Origin of the sequence: Segnochrobactrum spirostomi (assembly GCF_009600605.1) — a bacterium.
GTDB classification, from domain to species: Bacteria; Pseudomonadota; Alphaproteobacteria; order Rhizobiales; family Segnochrobactraceae; genus Segnochrobactrum; species Segnochrobactrum spirostomi.
In genome coordinates this window covers 2132059-2148079 of the sequence record NZ_VWNA01000001.1, presented here as the reverse complement: position 1 = coordinate 2148079, position 16021 = coordinate 2132059, and the positions used below count along the sequence as shown (strand labels likewise).

The window sequence follows — 16021 nt, the reverse complement described above, 5'->3', positions numbered from 1 at the left end:
GACGGGAACAGACCGATCACCGGATCGGAGGCCGGTGCGGCGACGGGGGCCTGGCCGGGCGCGCCGCGGCCAAAGCGGACCGGTCGCGCTCCAGGGCATGGCCGACGAGCCAGGTCGCGAAGAAGCGGCGCTCGCATTCGTCGCGGTTGGCGCCGGCGACCACGGCGGTGAAGCGCAGGCCCCGGCGCGTCAGGGTCCAGCGGCGGATGGCGTTCGCCTCGAAGCCGAAGATCAGGCAGAGGCCGAGTTCGCCCAGCGCCGCCGCCGGACCGCCGATCGCTGAGCCCGCCGCCTGCACCGCGAAGGAGGCCGCGAGGAAGAGGACGAGCGCGAGCCAGAGCCGATGGACCAGAAGCCAGACGAGGGGCACGAGGAAGGCGAGCCAGGAGAAGCCCTCGCGCACGAGCACGACGCGCTCCGCGTCATGGCGCAGATCACCGGTCGGGATCGGTTCGAGCACGCTGAAGACGGCCATGGTCCTTCTCCCCTGTCGCAGCCCGCGGACCCGGACGTGCCGGCTCCGCCCTCGCCGCTTCGGGCCCCCGCTCGCTCAGAGGCTGCCCTTAGTCGAGGGCACCGCGTCGCCGAGACGGGGGTCGCGGGCGAACGCCGCCTTCAGCGCCCGGGCCACGCCCTTGAAGCAGCTCTCCGCTATATGGTGGCTGTTGCCACCGTAGAGCGTCTCGACATGCAGTGTCAGCCCCGCATTGAAGGCGAGGGCGCGGAAGAATTCCTCGACGAGCTCGGTGTCGAAGGTGCCGATCTTGGGCGAGGGGAACGCGGCGCGGAACACCAGGAAGGGTCGGCCGGACACGTCGACCGCGACGCGGGTCAGCGCCTCGTCCATCGGCAGGTGCACGTCGGCGTAGCGGGTGATGCCGCGGCGGTCGCCGAGCGCCTGGCGGATCGCCTGGCCGAGCGCGATGCCGACGTCCTCGACGGTGTGGTGATCGTCGACGTGGAGGTCGCCCTTCGCCGCCACGGTGAGGTCGATCATGGCGTGGCGCGCAATCTGATCGAGCATATGGTCGAAGAAGCCGACGCCGGTCGCGATCGCGGCCTTGCCGCTCCCGTCGAGATCGACGGAAACCTTGATCTCGGTCTCGTTGGTCTTGCGCTCGATCGTGGCGCTGCGCATCGCTCAGGAAACTCCGGCAGAAAGTTCAGGCCCGCCGCGCGAGGCCCCGCGCGGCTTCTAACAGAGCGGCCGCGCCGGCAAAAGAAAAAGTCGGCCTCGGGCGCGGGGCTTCAGCGCGGAGCGCCGAGGCTGTCGGCGACGCGGTCGAGGAAGCCGGCGAGATCGTCGGTGACGTGGCCGACATGGGGCGCGTCGTGATCTTCGAGCTCCCAGGCCTCGCGGAACACCTCGCGGGTGCCGGTCGGCACCACCAGGACGGTGCGCATGCCGTGGGCGTGCGGCACCGCGAGATTGCGGGCGAGGTCCTCGAACATCGCCGCCTTCGGCGGCACGATGCCGTGGCGGCGCCAGAAGGTCTCGTAGGCGGCGGCCTCCGGCTTCGGCACGTGATCGGCATCGACGATGTCGAAGACATCCTCGAAATGGTCGCCGATGCCGAGCTTGGCGGCGACCGCATGGGCGTGGCCGCGCGAGCCGTTCGTCATGATGAAGCGCTTGCCCGGCAGGCGGGCGAGCGCGGCGGCGAGCTGGGGCGCCGGCGACAGCGGCGAATGGTCGATGTCGTGGACGTAGGAGAGGAACTCGTCCGGCGAGATGCCGTGCTCGATCATCAGGCCGCGCAGCGTCGTGCCGTAGCGGCGATAATAATCCTTCTGCACCACCCGCGCCTCTTCGGCGGAGACGGCGAGAAGGCGCCCGACATAGGCGCCGATGCGGTCGTCGATCTGCGCGAACAGCCGGCTCTCCGCCGGATAGAGCGTGTTGTCGAGGTCGAAGATCCAGGCTTCGACCCCGACGAAGGCGGAAAGATCGGGCGCGCCGGACACGGCGGCGATCACGGCGTGATGAGCGTGCCGGCGCCGCGCTCGGTGAAGAGCTCGAGCAGCACCGCGTGGGGCACCTTGCCGTCGAGGATGACGACGCCTTCGACGCCGCGCTCGATCGCCTCGATGCAGGTCTCGACCTTGGGGATCATGCCGCCCGACACGGTGCCGTCCTCGATGAGCCGGCGCGCCTCGGCGACCGAGAGCTCCTTGATGAGCTGCTTGTTCTTGTCGAGCACGCCCGGCACGTCGGTGAGGAACAGGAGGCGGCGGGCGTTGAGCGCACCCGCGATCGCCCCGGCGAAGGTGTCGGCGTTGATGTTGTAGGTCTCGCCGTCCGCGCCCGGCGCCACAGGAGCGATGACCGGGATGATCTCGCTCTTCGCCATGATGTCGAGGACCTCGCGGCGCACGGTGGTCGGCTCGCCGACGAAGCCGAGATCGACCACCTTCTCGATGTTCGAATCGGGATCGACGATCGTGCGGCTCACCCGCGTCGCGGTGACCATGCGGCCGTCCTTGCCGGAGAGCCCGACCGCGCGGCCGCCGGCGGCGTTGATCGCCGCCACGATCTCCTTGTTGATCGAGCCGGCGAGAACCATCTCGACGATCTCGACGGTCGCCTTGTCGGTGACGCGCAGGCCGCCCTGGAACTCGCTCTTGATGCCGAGCCGGTCGAGCATCGCCGCGATCTGCGGGCCGCCGCCGTGGACGACGACCGGGTTCAAGCCGGCGAGCTTCAGGAGCGTCACGTCCTCGGCGAAAGCCTTGGCGAGCGCCGGAGACCCCATCGCGTGGCCGCCGTACTTCACGACGATGGTCTCATCGTCGTAGCGCAGCATGAAGGGCAGCGCCTCGGCGATGATGCGGGCGCGGGAGCGGAAATCCTCGTCGGTCTCGACGTGTTGCTCGGCCATGAAAGTCCCGGCTTGTCCTACAAGGTGGGCGCGAAGGCGTGCGGCGTAACGCTCCGACGGCGTGGCCGGAGACCGGCCGCCCGCCGGCTCTATAAAGCATGTGCCGGCGATCTCGAAAGGCCTCGCGGCCCGCCGGGCGCCGCGATCTAATCGCGGCGATCTTGTCGGAGAGATGACAGCTCAGCGACCGGACAGCGCGAGCGCGATCTCGCCGCGCAGCAGATCGACGCCGCTGCCCTTTTCGGACGAGGTCACGACGATGCGCGGGAACGCTGCCGGGCGCTTGGCGATCGCCTCGCGCGTCGCGGCGATGGCAGCCTCGAGCGCCTTCGGGCCGATCTTGTCGGCCTTCGTCATCACGACCTGATAGGACACCGCCGCCTTGTCGAGGAGCCCCATCACCTCGAGGTCGTTCGCCTTCGGGCCGTGGCGCGAATCGATCAAGAGATAGACCCGCTTCAGGTTCTGCCGGCCGCGCAGATAGCCGAACACCAGCCGGGTCCAGGCGTCGACCTTGTCCTTCGGCGCCTGGGCATAGCCGTAGCCCGGCATGTCGACCAGGACGGGGCCCTCGCCGGCGTTGAAATAGTTCAGCTCCTGGGTGCGGCCCGGCGTGTTGGAGGTGCGGGCGAGCGCCTTCTGGCCGACCAGCGCGTTGATCAGGCTCGACTTGCCGACGTTCGAACGGCCGGCGAAGGCGATCTCGGGTCCTTCCATCGCCGGCAAGAGGCCGAGCGACGGCGCGCCGAGGCGGAACACCCAGGGCTTGGTGAACAGGAGCCGCCCGGCCTCGAGCGCCTCCGCCCCCGGGGCCTCGTCGGCCGCGGCGCCGGCATCCGGCAGGGATCGATCGTCGGCGGGCATCGCAACCGCTCCGTCAGCTTGAGGGTTTGCTCGCCTTCTTGCGGAACATGCCCTTGATGTTGTCGAACAGCTCCACCTTCACGCCCTGACGGCGCATGATGATGGCCTGCTGGGTGACGGACAGGGTGTTGTTCCACGCCCAGTAGATCACCAGACCCGCCGGGAAATTCGCCAGCATGAAGGTGAACACCACCGGCATCCAGTTGAAGATCATGGCCTGCGCCGGGTCGGGCGGCGTCGGGTTGAGCTTCATCTGGCAGAACATGGTGATGCCCATGATGATCGGCCACACGCCGATCATCAGGAAATGCGGCGGCGTCCACGGGATCAGCCCGAACAGGTTGAACAGCGTGGTCGGATCCGGCGCCGAAAGGTCGTGGATCCAGCCGAAGAACGGCGCGTGCCGCATTTCGATCGTGACGAACAGCACCTTGTAGAGCGAGAAGAAGACGGGGATCTGGATCACGATCGGCAGGCAGCCTGCGAGCGGATTGATCTTCTCCTTCTTGTAGAGCTCCATCATGCCTTGCTGCTGCTTGACGCGGTCGTCCTTGTAGCGCTCGCGCAGCTCGGTCAGCGCCGGCTGAATCTTCTTCATCCGGCTCATCGAGACATAGGACTTGTTGGCGAGCGGGAAGAAGATCGCCTTCACGCACACCGTCACGAGCAGGATCGCCACGCCGAAATTGCCGACGAGCTTGTAGAAGAAGTCGATCACGAAGAACATCGGCTTCGTGATGAAATAGAACCAGCCCCAATCGATCAACAGATCGAAGTGGTCGAGCTTGAGGGCGTTCTGGTAGCCGTCGATGATCGAGACGACCTTGGCGCCGGCGAAGAGGCGGATCTGGCTGTCGGTGGTGGCGCCCGGCGCAACGGTGACCGCATCGCCGAGCACGTTCGCCTGATAGCTCTCGTTGCCGTTGTTGGCATGATAGGTGAAGCTCGGCGTATAGGGCTTGCCGCCCTGCGCGATCAGCGTCGCCGCCCAATATTTGTCGGTGATGCCGAGCCAGCCGCGGTCGACGGCGCTGTCCTTGACGGTGCCCTCTTCCTTCAGCTTGGCGTACTTGATCTCCTGCAGGCCGCCGTCGCCGAGAACGCCGAGCAGACCTTCGTGGAGGATGTAGTAGCCCGCGGTGTGCGGCGTGCCGTGGCGGGCGATGAGGCTGTAGGGATAGACGACGACCGGCGCCGCGCCCTTGTTCTCGACCGACTGGTCGACCGTGAACATGTAGTTCGGGTCGATCGAATAGGTGCGGTGGAAGACGACGCCTTCGCCGTTGTCCCACGACAGCTTGACCGGGGTGGTCGGGGTCAGCTTCGCGTCCGCGCCGCCGTCGACCGTCCAGAGGGTGTCGTTGTCCGGCAGCTTCAGCTTGGCGCCGGCGTCGCCGACGAAGCCGAACTCCGCATAATAGGCGTCCGGCGCGCCCGAGGGCGAGAACAGGGTGATGATCGGGCTCTTGGGGTCGACGGTGTCGTGATAGTCCTTGAGCTGGACGTCGTCGACGCGGCCACCCTTCAGATTGATCGAACCGGCGAGCTTCGGCGTGTCGATCACCACGCGCGGCGTCTCGGCGAGGACCGTGGGCCGCGGCCGAACCCCGCCGCCCGTATCGGTCGGCGTGCCGGCCGGATTGCCGGGCGCGGGTGGCGTCGCGCTGGTCGACTTCGCGGCCTGCTGCTGTTGCTGCTGCGCTTCGGCAACCTTGCGCGCCGCCTCGTTCTTCGGTCCGGCGTAGAAATATTGCCAGCCGAAGAGAATCGCGATCGACAGGGCGATGGCAATGAAGACGTTCTTGTTTTCGGTCATCGACGGGTCTCTGGCGGCGGGCCCGCGGGGCCGCCCGGTCGTTCGGAACGCTTGGCCGTCGAACGGCCGGCTTTGCCCCCGCGGCTCGGATCGAGCGCCCGATCGAGACGCTCGAGGGCGCCGGCGAGATCGCCGACGAGATCCGCGAAGGCGATCGTGAGCGCCTCGGGGCGCCCGATCAGGACATAATCACAGCCCAGCCGCGCCTTCGGGGCGCAGGCGGAGGCCGCCGCGCGCAGCCGGCGGCGGATGCGGTTGCGCTCCACCGCCTTCGCGACGGTGCGCTTCGTCACGGTGAAGCCGAACCGCGCCGGTTCGACGTCGTCCGTGGTCGTGCCCGCCCCGCGGGGGCGCGCCTGAACGACGAAGGCGCGCCGTTCCGTGCGGGAGCCTTTGGCTGCCGCTACGAACTCGGCGCGCTTCTTCAGGCGCGTCACGGGGCGTCCCGGCGACGGGACCTGATCCAGTCCCATCCCGGTGGCCAAAATCAGGCCGAAAGGCGCTTGCGACCGCGCGCCCGGCGCCGGTTGATCACAAGGCGACCGTTCTTGGTGGCCATGCGCGCACGGAAGCCGTGGCGGCGTTTGCGCACGAGCTTGCTCGGCTGATAGGTACGCTTGGTCATGAAAGTGCTCCGCTCCCGCGGGGGATGTCTCGTTCGCCAGAACGTCTGATTGAAGAATCGCCACGGATTTCGAACGGTCCCCGACGGCGCGCAAGCGCGCTCCAGCGGAGCCTCGGGAACCGTGACCCGGCCGTGGGGGCTTATAAGGGCGAGCGGTGCGGCGAGTCAACGCGCGGGCGCACCCTGCGCGGTCAAATAAGGCCGCCGGTTTGACGCAGCGCATGGCGGAGCGCAAAATTTGCCCTGAACTCCGATCTCGGCCGTCTCGAAACCGCAATGCGGCCCAAAAGACCCAGAACAGAAATCCCCCGCCGGTCCTTCCGACCGGCGGTCAGGGGGCGGAAGACGATGAACGGGGACGGCGGCGACCTTCGGGGCGGCGGTTCGGAGGGCGGCAAGGCCCGTCCGGCAGCGCCCGGTCTGCCCAACGCGCCGCCCCGGCGCCGCGCGCGGATCGGGCTTTCGGGCAAGCTCCTTCTCCTGACGCTCGGCTTCATGCTGGCCGCCGAGACGCTGACCTTCGTTCCCGCCGTCACCTGCTTCGAGCAGCGTTGGCTCCAGAATAGGCTCGACAATGTCGGGCTCGCCGCCGGCCTGCTCGCCGCGGACGCACCGGGGCGGGACGCGGCGCTGCTGTCGGCCACCGGCGCCACCTGGGCCCGAATCACACCGCCCGGTGGGCCGGGCTGGAGCACCGGCGCGCGCCCCGCCGATCTCGCCCCCGCGCGGGTCGGCGACGGCGGCGTGCTGTCCGGGAATCCGATCGAGACCCTCAGCGCACTGTTCGCAACGCCCGAGCGGGTCGAGATCGCCGGACGCCTGTCCGACGGCACGGCCATTGAGACCGTCATCGACGGCGATCGGCTGCGCGAGGCTCTGCGGGATTATGCGGCGCGCTTCGCGAGCTTCGCCGCCGTCGTCTCTCTCATCACGGTCGCGCTCGTCTATGGCTGCCTCAGGCAGATCGTGGTGCAGCCGCTCCGGCGCATGGCGCGCTCGATGGAATCCTTCGCCGCCCATCCCGAGCGCCCCGACGCCCGTATCCAGAGGCCGCGGCGCCGCGACGAGATCGGCGACGCGGAGGCCCGCCTCGCCGCGTTGCAGAACGAACTCGCCCGGATGCTGACCGAGCAGCGCCGGCTCGCCGAACTCGGGCTCGCGGTGTCGAAGATCAACCACGACCTGCGCAACCTGCTCGCTTCGGCGCAGCTCCTGTCGGACCGCCTGCGCACCGTCGCCGACCCCGCCGTCCAGCGCATCGCGCCGAAGATCATGGCGACGCTCGACCGCGCCGTGTTCTACACCCAGACGGTGCTTGAATATGGAGCCGCGCGGGAGGCGCCGCCGGAGCGCCGCGTCGTCTCGCTCGCCCGCCTTCTCGACGAGGTGATGGACGTCGCCGGCCTCACCGACCACGCCACGATCGAACTCGTGCGCGCCGTGCCCCGCGGCCTCGAGATCGATGCCGATCCCGAGCAATTGTTCCGCGTGCTGCTCAATCTCGTGCGAAATGCGCGGCAGGCGCTCGAATCGGGGCGGGAGACCTGCGTGGTCCGCCGCCTCACCATTTCCGCCGAGCGGCAGGGCGGCGTGGTGCGCATCCGCGTCGGCGACACCGGGCCGGGCGTGCCCGACCGAGCCCGCGAAAACCTGTTCCGCGCCTTCCACGGCTCGGTCAGGGCGGGCGGCGCGGGTCTCGGCCTCGCCATCGCCGACGAGATCGTGCGGGCCCATGGCGGACGGATCGCCCTGGTCGGGGGCCACCCGGCGCCGTGTTCGAGATCGTGCTGCCCGACCGGCCGGTCGATCTCGCCGCCGTGCGGCGGAGCGCCCGACGCTGAGTGAACGGGCTCGACGGGCCGGATCCCGTGGCGATGGCGGGCCGAAAGGCTCGACGCGCGGTGCCGCAACCCTTAGGAAGAAGCGTCCGCGCGCCACCGCAACGGAGCCGCGGCCGAAGAGGAACCATTCATGACAGAGCGTTTTTCCCCGCCCGCCTTTGACGAGGCTCTCGCCGCCCTGAGCGCCGACGCGCGCGCCTGGCCGTTCGAAGAGGCCCGCAAACTGGTGGCTCGGGTCGAGAAACGCGGTGGCGAGGGCACCGTCCTGTTCGAGACGGGCTACGGCCCCTCGGGGCTGCCTCACATCGGCACGTTCGGCGAGGTCGCCCGCACCACGATGGTGCGGCAGGCCTTCCGCGCGCTCACCAAGGACGCGATCCCGACCCGCCTGCTCTGCTTCTCGGACGACATGGACGGCCTGCGCAAGGTGCCGGACAATGTGCCGAACAAGGAGATGCTGCGCGAGAACCTCGGCAAGCCGCTTACCGTGGTGCCCGACCCGTTCGGCCAATATCCGAGCTTCGGTCAGCACAACAACGCCCGGCTGCGCCACTTCCTCGACACCTTCGGCTTCGAATACGAGTTCGCCAGCGCGACCGATTATTACAAGAGCGGCCGGTTCGACCGGGCGCTCCTGCGCATGCTGGAGGTCTACGACGAGGTCATGGCGATCATGCTGCCGACCCTCGGCGAGGAGCGGCAGCAATCCTACTCGCCCTTCATGCCGATCAGCCCGCGCACCGGCGAAGTGCTCCAGGTGCCGATCGTCGAGCGCAAGCTCGACGCCGGCTCGGTCGTCTATCGCGATCCGGAAACCGGGGACTTCGTCGAAGTGCCGGTGACCGGCGGCCATTGCAAGCTGCAATGGAAGCCCGATTGGGGCATGCGCTGGTACGCCCTCGGCGTCGATTACGAGATGGCCGGCAAGGACCTCATCCCCTCGGTCAAGCTGTCGGCCGAGATCGCCCGCGTGCTCGGCGGCAACCCGCCGGACGGCTTCAACTACGAGCTCTTCCTCGACGAAAACGGACAGAAGATCTCGAAGTCGAAGGGCAACGGCCTCACCATCGAGGATTGGTTGAACTATGCCTCGCCGGAGAGCCTGTCGCTGTTCATGTTCAACAAGCCGCGGGCGGCCAAGAAGCTCTATTTCGAGGTGATCCCGCGGACGGTGGACGATTATTACACCTTCCTCGGCAAGTACCCCGCGGAGAGCGAGGCGCAGCGGCTGGAAAACCCGGTCTGGCACATCCATTCGGGTGCGCCGCCGAAGGACGGGCTGCCGATCTCGTTCTCGATGCTGCTGAACCTCGTCAGCGCCTCGAACGCCGAGGACCGCGCCGTGCTGTGGGGCTTCATCAGCCGCTATGCCAAGGGCGCCACGCCGGCGACCGAGCCGGAGCTCGACCGCCTGGTCGGCTACGCGATCCGCTACTTCGCGGACTTCGTGAAGCCGAACAAGAAGTTCCGCGCGCCCGACGAGGCCGAGCGCAACGCGCTCGCGGCGCTCGACGCGGCGCTGGCGGCGCTCGCCCCCGAGGCGACCGCCGACGCCATCCAGGACGAGGTCTACGAGGTCGGGCGGACCTTCTTCCCCGATGCGTCGAAGACCTCGCCGGACGGGCGGCCCGGCGTCGCGCTCACGTGGTTCTCGACGCTTTACCAGCTCCTGCTCGGTCAGGAGCGCGGGCCGCGCTTCGGCTCCTTCGTGGCGATCTACGGCATCCCGGAGACCCGGGCGCTGATCGCCGCGGCGCTCGCCCGCACCGCCTCGCCCGAGGCGGTCGGCTGAGCCGGCCGACGGCGTGGACGAACGGGCCCGGCGGCTACGGCCCCGGGCCTTTTTGTCACGCGGCGTCGGCCCAGACGATCGGGGGGTTGTCGCGGAAAGCGAAGCGCTCCAAATGACGGGCGAGGACGTCCTCCAGGCGGCGGAGGTCGTCCTCGGTCTCGGCCACCGCCCGCATCGTCAGGATCTCGTCCTCGCCGACGAGGTCGCAAGACCCGAACTCGAACGTGATGTGTCCGGTCGCCGTCGGCGTGCCGGCCCGATACTCGACCGGGAGCTTGTGCTGGAAATGCTTGCAGAGCTGACCGACATATCGCTGTGCGTATTCGCTCTGGATACGCGCTTCCGAAACGGGCATTTGGAAAGACTCCACAAGGCGTTACGCATCGAAACCTGAAATCGGAACAAGACGAATTCCGATATTCTCGTCCGATCCGCCTCGATTTTATAGAAGGCGTCGACGCAAGGCGAGGACGATCGGGGGCACGCTCGCGTGAGCCGCCGACACCGAGCGGACGGAGCGGCGGCGAACGGACGACGGACGGCTGGCGAACTTCCCATGGCGGACAGACCCACGGCGCTCACGATCAAGATCTGCGGTCTCTCGACCGCGGCGACGCTCGAGGCGGCGCTCGCCGCCGGCGCCGACATGGTCGGCTTGGTGTTCTTTCCGAAGAGCCCCCGCAACGTGACGCCCGACGCCGCGGCCCCCCTCGCCGCCCGGGCCTGCAGCCGGGCCGAGACGGTCGCGCTGGTGGTCGACGCCGACGACGCCCTCCTCGCCGCGATCGCCGAGACCGTCGCGCCGGACTGGTTCCAGCTTCACGGCCGCGAGACGCCGGAGCGGGTGGCCGAAGTCCGCGCCCGGTTCGGCCGGCCCGTCATGAAGGCGGTCGGCATCGCGACGGCCGACGATCTCGATCGAGCCCGTGCCTTCGCCGGGGTCGCCGACCGGCTCCTGTTCGATGCGAAGCCGCCGCCAGCGGCCGACCGTCCCGGCGGCAACGGGGTCAGCTTCGACTGGGACATGCTCGCCCGCGAGCTGCCGCGCCGCCTTGACCCGGTCCCGTCCTTCATGCTTTCCGGAGGGCTTGGCATCGCCAATGTGGGCGACGCGGTCGCGCGGACACGGCCGTTCGGCATCGATGTCTCGAGCGGCGTCGAGCGGGCACCAGGCGAGAAGGACGAGGACATGATCGCCGCCTTCGTGGCGGCGGCCCGCGCGGCGGAAGCCGGCGCATTCTGATTGAGCGGCCGCCGATCGGCGGCGCATCCTGACCGCGAGCCCATGACGGGCGGCGGCGTGCGAGGAGACGAGGACGTGACGGAACCGGTGAAGGTCCAGGCGGGCAGGGTGGCGGCCGCAGCGGCGGGGCTCAACTCCTGGCGTGTCGGGCCGGACGAGCGCGGCTTCTTCGGCCAGTTCGGCGGGCGTTTCGTGGCCGAGACGCTGATGCCGCTGATCCTCGACCTCGAAGCGGCCTACGAATCGTCCCGCAACGACCCGGTGTTCCAGGCGGAGCATGCCGCGCTGCGGGCGACCTATGTCGGCCGGCCGAGCCCGCTCACCTTCGCGCCGCGCCTCACCGAGCATCTCGGCGGCGCCAAGATCTATCTGAAGCGCGAGGAGCTGAACCACACCGGCTCCCACAAGATCAACAATTGCCTGGGCCAGATCCTGCTCGCGCTCAGGATGGGCAAGACGCGCATCATCGCCGAGACCGGCGCCGGCCAGCACGGCGTCGCGACCGCGACGGTGTGCGCCCGCTTCGGCCTGCCCTGCATCATCTACATGGGCGCGACCGACATCGAGCGGCAAAAGCCGAACGTGTTCCGCATGCGTCTGCTCGGTGCCGAGGTGCGGCCGGTGACCTCCGGCGCCGGCACCTTGAAGGACGCCATGAACGAGGCGCTGCGCGACTGGGTCGCCAACGTCGACTCGACCTATTACCTGATCGGCACCGTCGCCGGTCCGCACCCCTATCCGGCGATGGTCCGCGACTTCCAGTCGGTCATCGGCGAGGAGGTGCGCACCCAGATCCTCGAGGCCGAGGGCCGGCTTCCCGATGCCCTCGTCGCCTGCGTCGGCGGCGGCTCCAACGCCATCGGCCTGTTCCATCCCTTCCTCGACGACCCCGACGTGGAGATCGTCGGCGTGGAGGCGGGCGGCCACGGCCTCGAAGGGGACGAGCACTGCGCCTCGCTGACCAAGGGCCGGCCGGGCGTGCTGCACGGCAACCGCACCTATCTCCTGCAGGATTCCGACGGCCAGATCCTCGAAGGCCACTCGATCTCGGCCGGCCTCGATTATCCCGGCGTCGGCCCGGAGCATTCCTACCTGCACGCCTCGGGCCGGGTGCGCTACGTGCCGATCACCGACGGCGAGACGGTCGAGGCGTTCCAGCTCCTGAGCCGGCTCGAGGGCATCCTGCCGGCGCTCGAGACCGCCCACGCCATCGCCCAGGTCACCAAGATGGCCCCGGCGATGAGCCCCGACCAGATCATCGTCGTCAACCTCTCCGGCCGCGGCGACAAGGACGTCTTCACCATGGGCCGCATCCTGGGATTTGACCTGTGACGAACCCTTCCCGCATCGACGCCCGTTTCGCCGCGCTCGCCGCCGAGGGTCGCCCCGGCCTCGTGACCTTCATCACGGCGGGTGATCCGGACCTCGCGACGTCGGCCGAGATTCTCGCGGCCCTGCCGGCCGCCGGGGCCGACGTCATCGAACTCGGCATGCCGTTCACCGATCCGATGGCCGACGGCCCGGCGATCCAGGCCTCTTCGCTGCGCGCGCTGAACCACGGCATGACGCTCGCGAAGACCCTCGAGCTCGTCCGCGGCTTCCGCGCCAAGGACAGCGCGACGCCGCTCATCCTGATGGGCTATTACAACCCGATCTTCTCGTTCGGTTGCGAGCGCTTCCTCGAAGCCGCCGCCGCCGCGGGCGTGGACGGGCTCATCGTCGTCGATCTGCCGCCGGAGGCCGACGACGAACTCTGCGTTCCGGCGAAGGCGCACGGCATCTCCTTCATCCGCCTCGCGACGCCCACCACCGACGAGCGCCGGCTCCCCTCGGTCCTCGCCAACACCGCCGGCTTCGTCTACTACGTGTCGATCGCCGGCATCACCGGCACCGCCGCGCCGGACGTCGCTTCGGTCGGCCGCGCGGTCGCCCGGATCAAGGCGCATACCGATCTCCCGGTGGCCGTCGGCTTCGGCGTCAAGTCGCCCGAGCAGGCCGCCGCGATCGGCGGCACCGCGGACGCCGTGGTCGTCGGCTCGGCCATCGTCCAGGCGCTCACCGATAGCCTCGATGCCGACCTGCGCCCGACCGCCGCGACGCTCGGCGCCGTGACCGACCTCGTCTCCCGGCTCGCCGCCGGCGTCCGCCGCGCCCGCGCCGCCTGACGCGGCAGCAAGCCAAGGAACCGCTCATGAACTGGATCAACAGCGTCGTCCGACCGAAGATCCGCTCCCTGCTCACCAAGCGGGAGATGCCCGAGAACCTCTGGATCAAGTGCCCTGAGACCGGCGAGATGGTGTTCCATCGCGATCTCGAGGCGAACCAGTGGGTGGTGCCGGGCTCCGGCCACCACATGAAGATCCCCGGCAAGCGCCGCTTGGAGCTCCTGTTCGACAACGGCTCCTACGTGCTGCCCGGCCTGCCGACGGTTGCGACCGATCCGCTGAAGTTCCGCGACGAGCGCCGCTATATCGACCGCCTCAAGGACGCCCGCACCAAGACCGGGCTCGACGACGCGGTCCTCGTGGCCCGCGGCACCCTCGACGGGCTCGACCTCACCGTCGCCGTTCAGGACTTCGCCTTCATGGGCGGATCGCTCGGCATGGCGGCCGGCGAGGCGATCATCTCCGGCCTCAATGCGGCGCGCTCCGCCAAGACCCCCTTCGTGCTGTTCGCCGCCTCCGGCGGCGCGCGCATGCAGGAGGGCATCCTCTCGCTGATGCAGATGCCGCGCACAACGGTCGCGATCTCGGCGCTCAAGGAAGAGGGGCTGCCCTACGTCGTGGTGCTGACCAACCCGACCACCGGCGGCGTCACCGCGTCCTATGCGATGCTCGGCGACGTGCATCTCGCCGAGCCCGGCGCCCTGATCGGCTTCGCCGGCCCCGCGTGATCGAGCAGACCATCCGCGAGAAGCTCCCCGAGGGCTTCCAGCGCGCCGAATATCTGCTCGAGCACGGCATGGTGGACATGGTCGTGCACCGCCACGAGATGCGGGCGACGCTGTCGCGGCTCCTGCGCATCCTGATGGGCCTGCCGGCGGTGGGCACCGTCGTCGTCGAGCCCGCGGCCGAGCCGGCCCCCGCCGCCCTGCCGAAAGCCGCCGAATAGGCGGCTTCCCCCGGCCCGCGCCGCCGACCGACCGGCGCGGCCGATCGGCCCTTTCGTCGAAGCCGGTCGTCACCCGTCTCCGAGGGCGGTCCGCGCCCGACCGAGCCACCGTCAGGTCCGCCATCCGGCCATGGATCACGCCTCCGCCATCCTCGAGCGGCTGATCAAGCTCCACCCGAAGGAGATCGATCTTTCGCTCGACCGCATCGACCGGCTCGACGCCGCGCTCGGCCATCCCGAGCGCCGCCTGCCGCCGGTGATCCACGTCGCCGGTACCAACGGCAAGGGCTCGGTGACCGCGACCATGCGCGCGATCTTGGAAGCCGCCGGCCGCTCGGTGCACGTCTACACATCCCCCCACCTGGTGCGCTTCCACGAACGCATTCGGCTCGGCCGCACCGACGGACCCGGCCGCTTCGTCGACGACGCGACGTTGGTCGATGCGCTCAACCGCGCCGAGGCCGCCAACGACGGCCACCCGATCACCCTGTTCGAGATCACCACGGCGGCTGCCTTCCTCCTGTTCGCCGAGCATCCCGCCGACGTGCTCCTGCTCGAGGTCGGCCTCGGGGGCCGGCTCGACGCAACCAACGTCGTCGAGAAGCCGCTCGCGAGCGTCATCACCTCGATCTCGCTCGATCACGAGAAATTCCTCGGCGCGAGCCTGAAGGAGATCGCCGGGGAGAAGGCGGGCATCATCAAGCACGGCGTGCCGGTGATCGCCTCACCGCAGGACGACGTCGCCGTCCAGGTGATCGAACGCGCCGTGGCCCGGGTGGGTGCGCCGCTCCATCTCGGCGGCCAGGACTGGACGGTCTCCGAAGAGCGGCGCCGGCTCGTCTATCAGGACGAGGACGGCCTCCTCGACCTGCCGCCGCCCCGCCTCATCGGCCGCCATCAATACGAGAACGCCGGCACCGCGATCGCCGCCCTGCGCTTCGCCGGCCTGTGGCCCGGTTCGCCGGCGGCCGAAGCCGGCATCGGCGCGGTCGATTGGCCGGCGCGGATGCAGCGTCTGACCACCGGCAAGCTGATCGCTGAAGCCCCGGCCGGCTCGGAAATCTGGCTCGACGGCGGTCACAATCCGGGCGCCGGCAGCGCCATCTCGAACGTGATGGCCGACCTCGAGGACCGCGTCTCGCGGCCGCTCTTCCTCATCACCGGCATGCTGACGACGAAGGATCCGGCCGGCTTCTTCCGCCCCTTCGCCGGCCTCGCCCGCCATGTCTTCACGGTACCGATCTTCGGTTCGGACTCCGGCCGCGACCCGGCGGAACTCGCCGAACTCGCACGCCGCGCCGGCCTCTCCGCGGAGCCCGTCGGCGGCGTGCGCACGGCGCTCAGGCTCCTCGCCGAGAATTGGCGCTTCGAGCCGCCGCCGCGCATCCTGATCTGCGGCTCGCTCTATCTCGCCGGCGACGTGCTCTCCCAGAACGGCACCCCGCCGGCCTGAGCGCGTCAGCCGAGCGTCGGCCGCACGGGTTCATCCGGGGCCTTCGCCTCGATGGCGAGGGCGTGGACCCCGCCCGCGAGTTCCTCGGCGAGCGTCGCGTTGACCATGCGATGGCGGTCGAGACGGCTGCGGCCGGCGAACGCCGCGGCGACGATCGAGACCCGGAAATGGGTCTCTCCGCCCGGCCGGCTGCCGGCGTGCCCGGCATGGCGATGGGACTCGTCCACGACCGTGAGCGCGGTCGGGGCGAAAGCTTCCGACAGCTTTCGTTCGATAAGGGCTTTGACGGTGCCCGATGTCGACGCCTGCGAGGCGGTCATTAACCTCTCCGATCGATCGTCGCGAGATCGCCTTCGGCGGCCCGGCACGGCCGGACGGCAGGAAGGTAATCGATTGA

The 16021-nt window shown here is 69.3% G+C and carries 16 protein-coding genes and 1 pseudogene; 7 read left to right on the top strand and 10 right to left on the bottom strand.

From position 1 onward, the window contains the following. Positions 1–16: 16 nt before the first annotated feature. From F0357_RS09675 to rpmH, 8 genes are all read right to left on the bottom strand, one after another. Positions 17–475 (bottom strand): DUF2628 domain-containing protein, encoded by a 459-nt coding sequence (locus F0357_RS09675; RefSeq protein ID WP_153480356.1) that lies wholly within the window; start codon positions 473–475, stop codon positions 17–19. A gap of 75 nt (positions 476–550) precedes the next feature. After that, entirely contained in the window at positions 551–1138 is a 588-nt protein-coding gene (gene hisB / locus F0357_RS09670; protein WP_153480352.1) for an imidazoleglycerol-phosphate dehydratase HisB, read from the bottom strand. A gap of 110 nt (positions 1139–1248) precedes the next feature. Then, entirely contained in the window at positions 1249–1977 is a 729-nt protein-coding gene (locus F0357_RS09665) for a pyrimidine 5'-nucleotidase (protein WP_208948278.1), read from the bottom strand. Continuing rightward, a complete protein-coding gene (gene argB, locus F0357_RS09660; RefSeq protein ID WP_153480346.1) occupies positions 1974–2879 on the bottom strand; it encodes an acetylglutamate kinase in 906 nt (301 codons plus the stop codon). Before argB ends, F0357_RS09665 begins: the two co-directional genes overlap by 4 nt. 180 nt (positions 2880–3059) lie before the next feature. Beyond that, the gene (yihA, locus tag F0357_RS09655; protein WP_153480338.1) at positions 3060–3743 is read right to left on the bottom strand and encodes a ribosome biogenesis GTP-binding protein YihA/YsxC; all 684 of its coding nucleotides are present in this window, start codon (positions 3741–3743) and stop codon (positions 3060–3062) included. 13 nt (positions 3744–3756) lie between these two features. After that, on the bottom strand, positions 3757–5559 hold the full coding sequence (yidC, locus tag F0357_RS09650) for a membrane protein insertase YidC (protein WP_153480335.1): 1803 nt from the start codon (positions 5557–5559) through the stop codon (positions 3757–3759). Next, positions 5556–5996 (bottom strand): ribonuclease P protein component, encoded by a 441-nt coding sequence (gene rnpA, locus F0357_RS09645; RefSeq protein ID WP_312861529.1) that lies wholly within the window; start codon positions 5994–5996, stop codon positions 5556–5558. Before rnpA ends, yidC begins: the two co-directional genes overlap by 4 nt. 50 nt (positions 5997–6046) lie before the next feature. Continuing rightward, a complete protein-coding gene (gene rpmH / locus F0357_RS09640) occupies positions 6047–6184 on the bottom strand; it encodes a 50S ribosomal protein L34 (RefSeq protein ID WP_153480330.1) in 138 nt (45 codons plus the stop codon). Between the two features lie 348 nt (positions 6185–6532). Here rpmH and F0357_RS09635 point away from each other — a divergent pair, with 348 nt between their 5' ends. Together F0357_RS09635 and F0357_RS09630 are read left to right on the top strand one after the other, a co-directional pair. Further along, positions 6533–8029, top strand: coding sequence for a sensor histidine kinase (locus F0357_RS09635; RefSeq protein WP_208948277.1), 1497 nt, complete (start codon positions 6533–6535; stop codon positions 8027–8029). A 126-nt stretch (positions 8030–8155) separates the two neighbouring features. Further along, complete coding sequence (locus tag F0357_RS09630; RefSeq protein ID WP_153480324.1) at positions 8156–9817, top strand: lysine--tRNA ligase; 1662 nt, start codon at positions 8156–8158, stop codon at positions 9815–9817. 55 nt (positions 9818–9872) lie between these two features. Here the strand turns inward: F0357_RS09630 and F0357_RS09625 are convergent, their stop codons facing one another. Continuing rightward, the gene (locus F0357_RS09625) at positions 9873–10172 is read right to left on the bottom strand and encodes a DUF2218 domain-containing protein (protein WP_153480322.1); all 300 of its coding nucleotides are present in this window, start codon (positions 10170–10172) and stop codon (positions 9873–9875) included. Positions 10173–10373: 201 nt separating this feature from the next. Between F0357_RS09625 and F0357_RS09620 the strand changes: the two genes are divergently transcribed. The 5 genes and pseudogenes from F0357_RS09620 (at position 10374) to F0357_RS09600 (ending at position 15624) form a co-directional block, all read left to right on the top strand. Beyond that, positions 10374–11060, top strand: a complete 687-nt coding sequence (locus F0357_RS09620; protein WP_153480319.1) for a phosphoribosylanthranilate isomerase — start codon at positions 10374–10376, stop codon at positions 11058–11060. Positions 11061–11168: 108 nt separating this feature from the next. After that, positions 11169–12392, top strand: coding sequence for a tryptophan synthase subunit beta (trpB, locus tag F0357_RS09615; RefSeq protein WP_312861697.1), 1224 nt, complete (start codon positions 11169–11171; stop codon positions 12390–12392). Continuing rightward, on the top strand, positions 12389–13225 hold the full coding sequence (trpA, locus tag F0357_RS09610) for a tryptophan synthase subunit alpha (protein ID WP_312861528.1): 837 nt from the start codon (positions 12389–12391) through the stop codon (positions 13223–13225). Before trpB ends, trpA begins: the two co-directional genes overlap by 4 nt. A 26-nt stretch (positions 13226–13251) precedes the next feature. After that, positions 13252–14171: pseudogene (accD, locus tag F0357_RS09605) on the top strand (acetyl-CoA carboxylase, carboxyltransferase subunit beta). Between the two features lie 130 nt (positions 14172–14301). Continuing rightward, positions 14302–15624: a bifunctional folylpolyglutamate synthase/dihydrofolate synthase gene (locus F0357_RS09600; protein WP_153480307.1), complete on the top strand. Its 1323-nt coding sequence runs from the start codon at positions 14302–14304 to the stop codon at positions 15622–15624. Between the two features lie 5 nt (positions 15625–15629). On the opposite strand, the gene F0357_RS09595 is transcribed toward F0357_RS09600, so the two are convergent. After that, positions 15630–15944 (bottom strand): BolA family protein, encoded by a 315-nt coding sequence (locus F0357_RS09595; protein ID WP_153480303.1) that lies wholly within the window; start codon positions 15942–15944, stop codon positions 15630–15632. Positions 15945–16021: the final 77 nt, after the last annotated feature.

What these genes read in the sequence shown, in the direction of transcription:
- F0357_RS09675 (WP_153480356.1), bottom strand. Translation starts at nt 475, where the DNA reads ATGGCCGTCTTCAGCGTGCTCGAACCGATCCCGACCGGTGATCTGCGC.
- hisB (WP_153480352.1), bottom strand. Translation starts at nt 1,138, where the DNA reads ATGCGCAGCGCCACGATCGAGCGCAAGACCAACGAGACCGAGATCAAG.
- argB (WP_153480346.1), bottom strand. Translation starts at nt 2,879, where the DNA reads ATGGCCGAGCAACACGTCGAGACCGACGAGGATTTCCGCTCCCGCGCC.
- yihA (WP_153480338.1), bottom strand. Translation starts at nt 3,743, where the DNA reads ATGCCCGCCGACGATCGATCCCTGCCGGATGCCGGCGCCGCGGCCGAC.
- yidC (WP_153480335.1), bottom strand. Translation starts at nt 5,559, where the DNA reads ATGACCGAAAACAAGAACGTCTTCATTGCCATCGCCCTGTCGATCGCG.
- rpmH (WP_153480330.1), bottom strand. Translation starts at nt 6,184, where the DNA reads ATGACCAAGCGTACCTATCAGCCGAGCAAGCTCGTGCGCAAACGCCGC.
- F0357_RS09635 (WP_208948277.1), top strand. Translation starts at nt 6,533, where the DNA reads ATGAACGGGGACGGCGGCGACCTTCGGGGCGGCGGTTCGGAGGGCGGC.
- F0357_RS09630 (WP_153480324.1), top strand. Translation starts at nt 8,156, where the DNA reads ATGACAGAGCGTTTTTCCCCGCCCGCCTTTGACGAGGCTCTCGCCGCC.
- F0357_RS09625 (WP_153480322.1), bottom strand. Translation starts at nt 10,172, where the DNA reads ATGCCCGTTTCGGAAGCGCGTATCCAGAGCGAATACGCACAGCGATAT.
- F0357_RS09620 (WP_153480319.1), top strand. Translation starts at nt 10,374, where the DNA reads ATGGCGGACAGACCCACGGCGCTCACGATCAAGATCTGCGGTCTCTCG.
- F0357_RS09600 (WP_153480307.1), top strand. Translation starts at nt 14,302, where the DNA reads ATGGATCACGCCTCCGCCATCCTCGAGCGGCTGATCAAGCTCCACCCG.
- F0357_RS09595 (WP_153480303.1), bottom strand. Translation starts at nt 15,944, where the DNA reads ATGACCGCCTCGCAGGCGTCGACATCGGGCACCGTCAAAGCCCTTATC.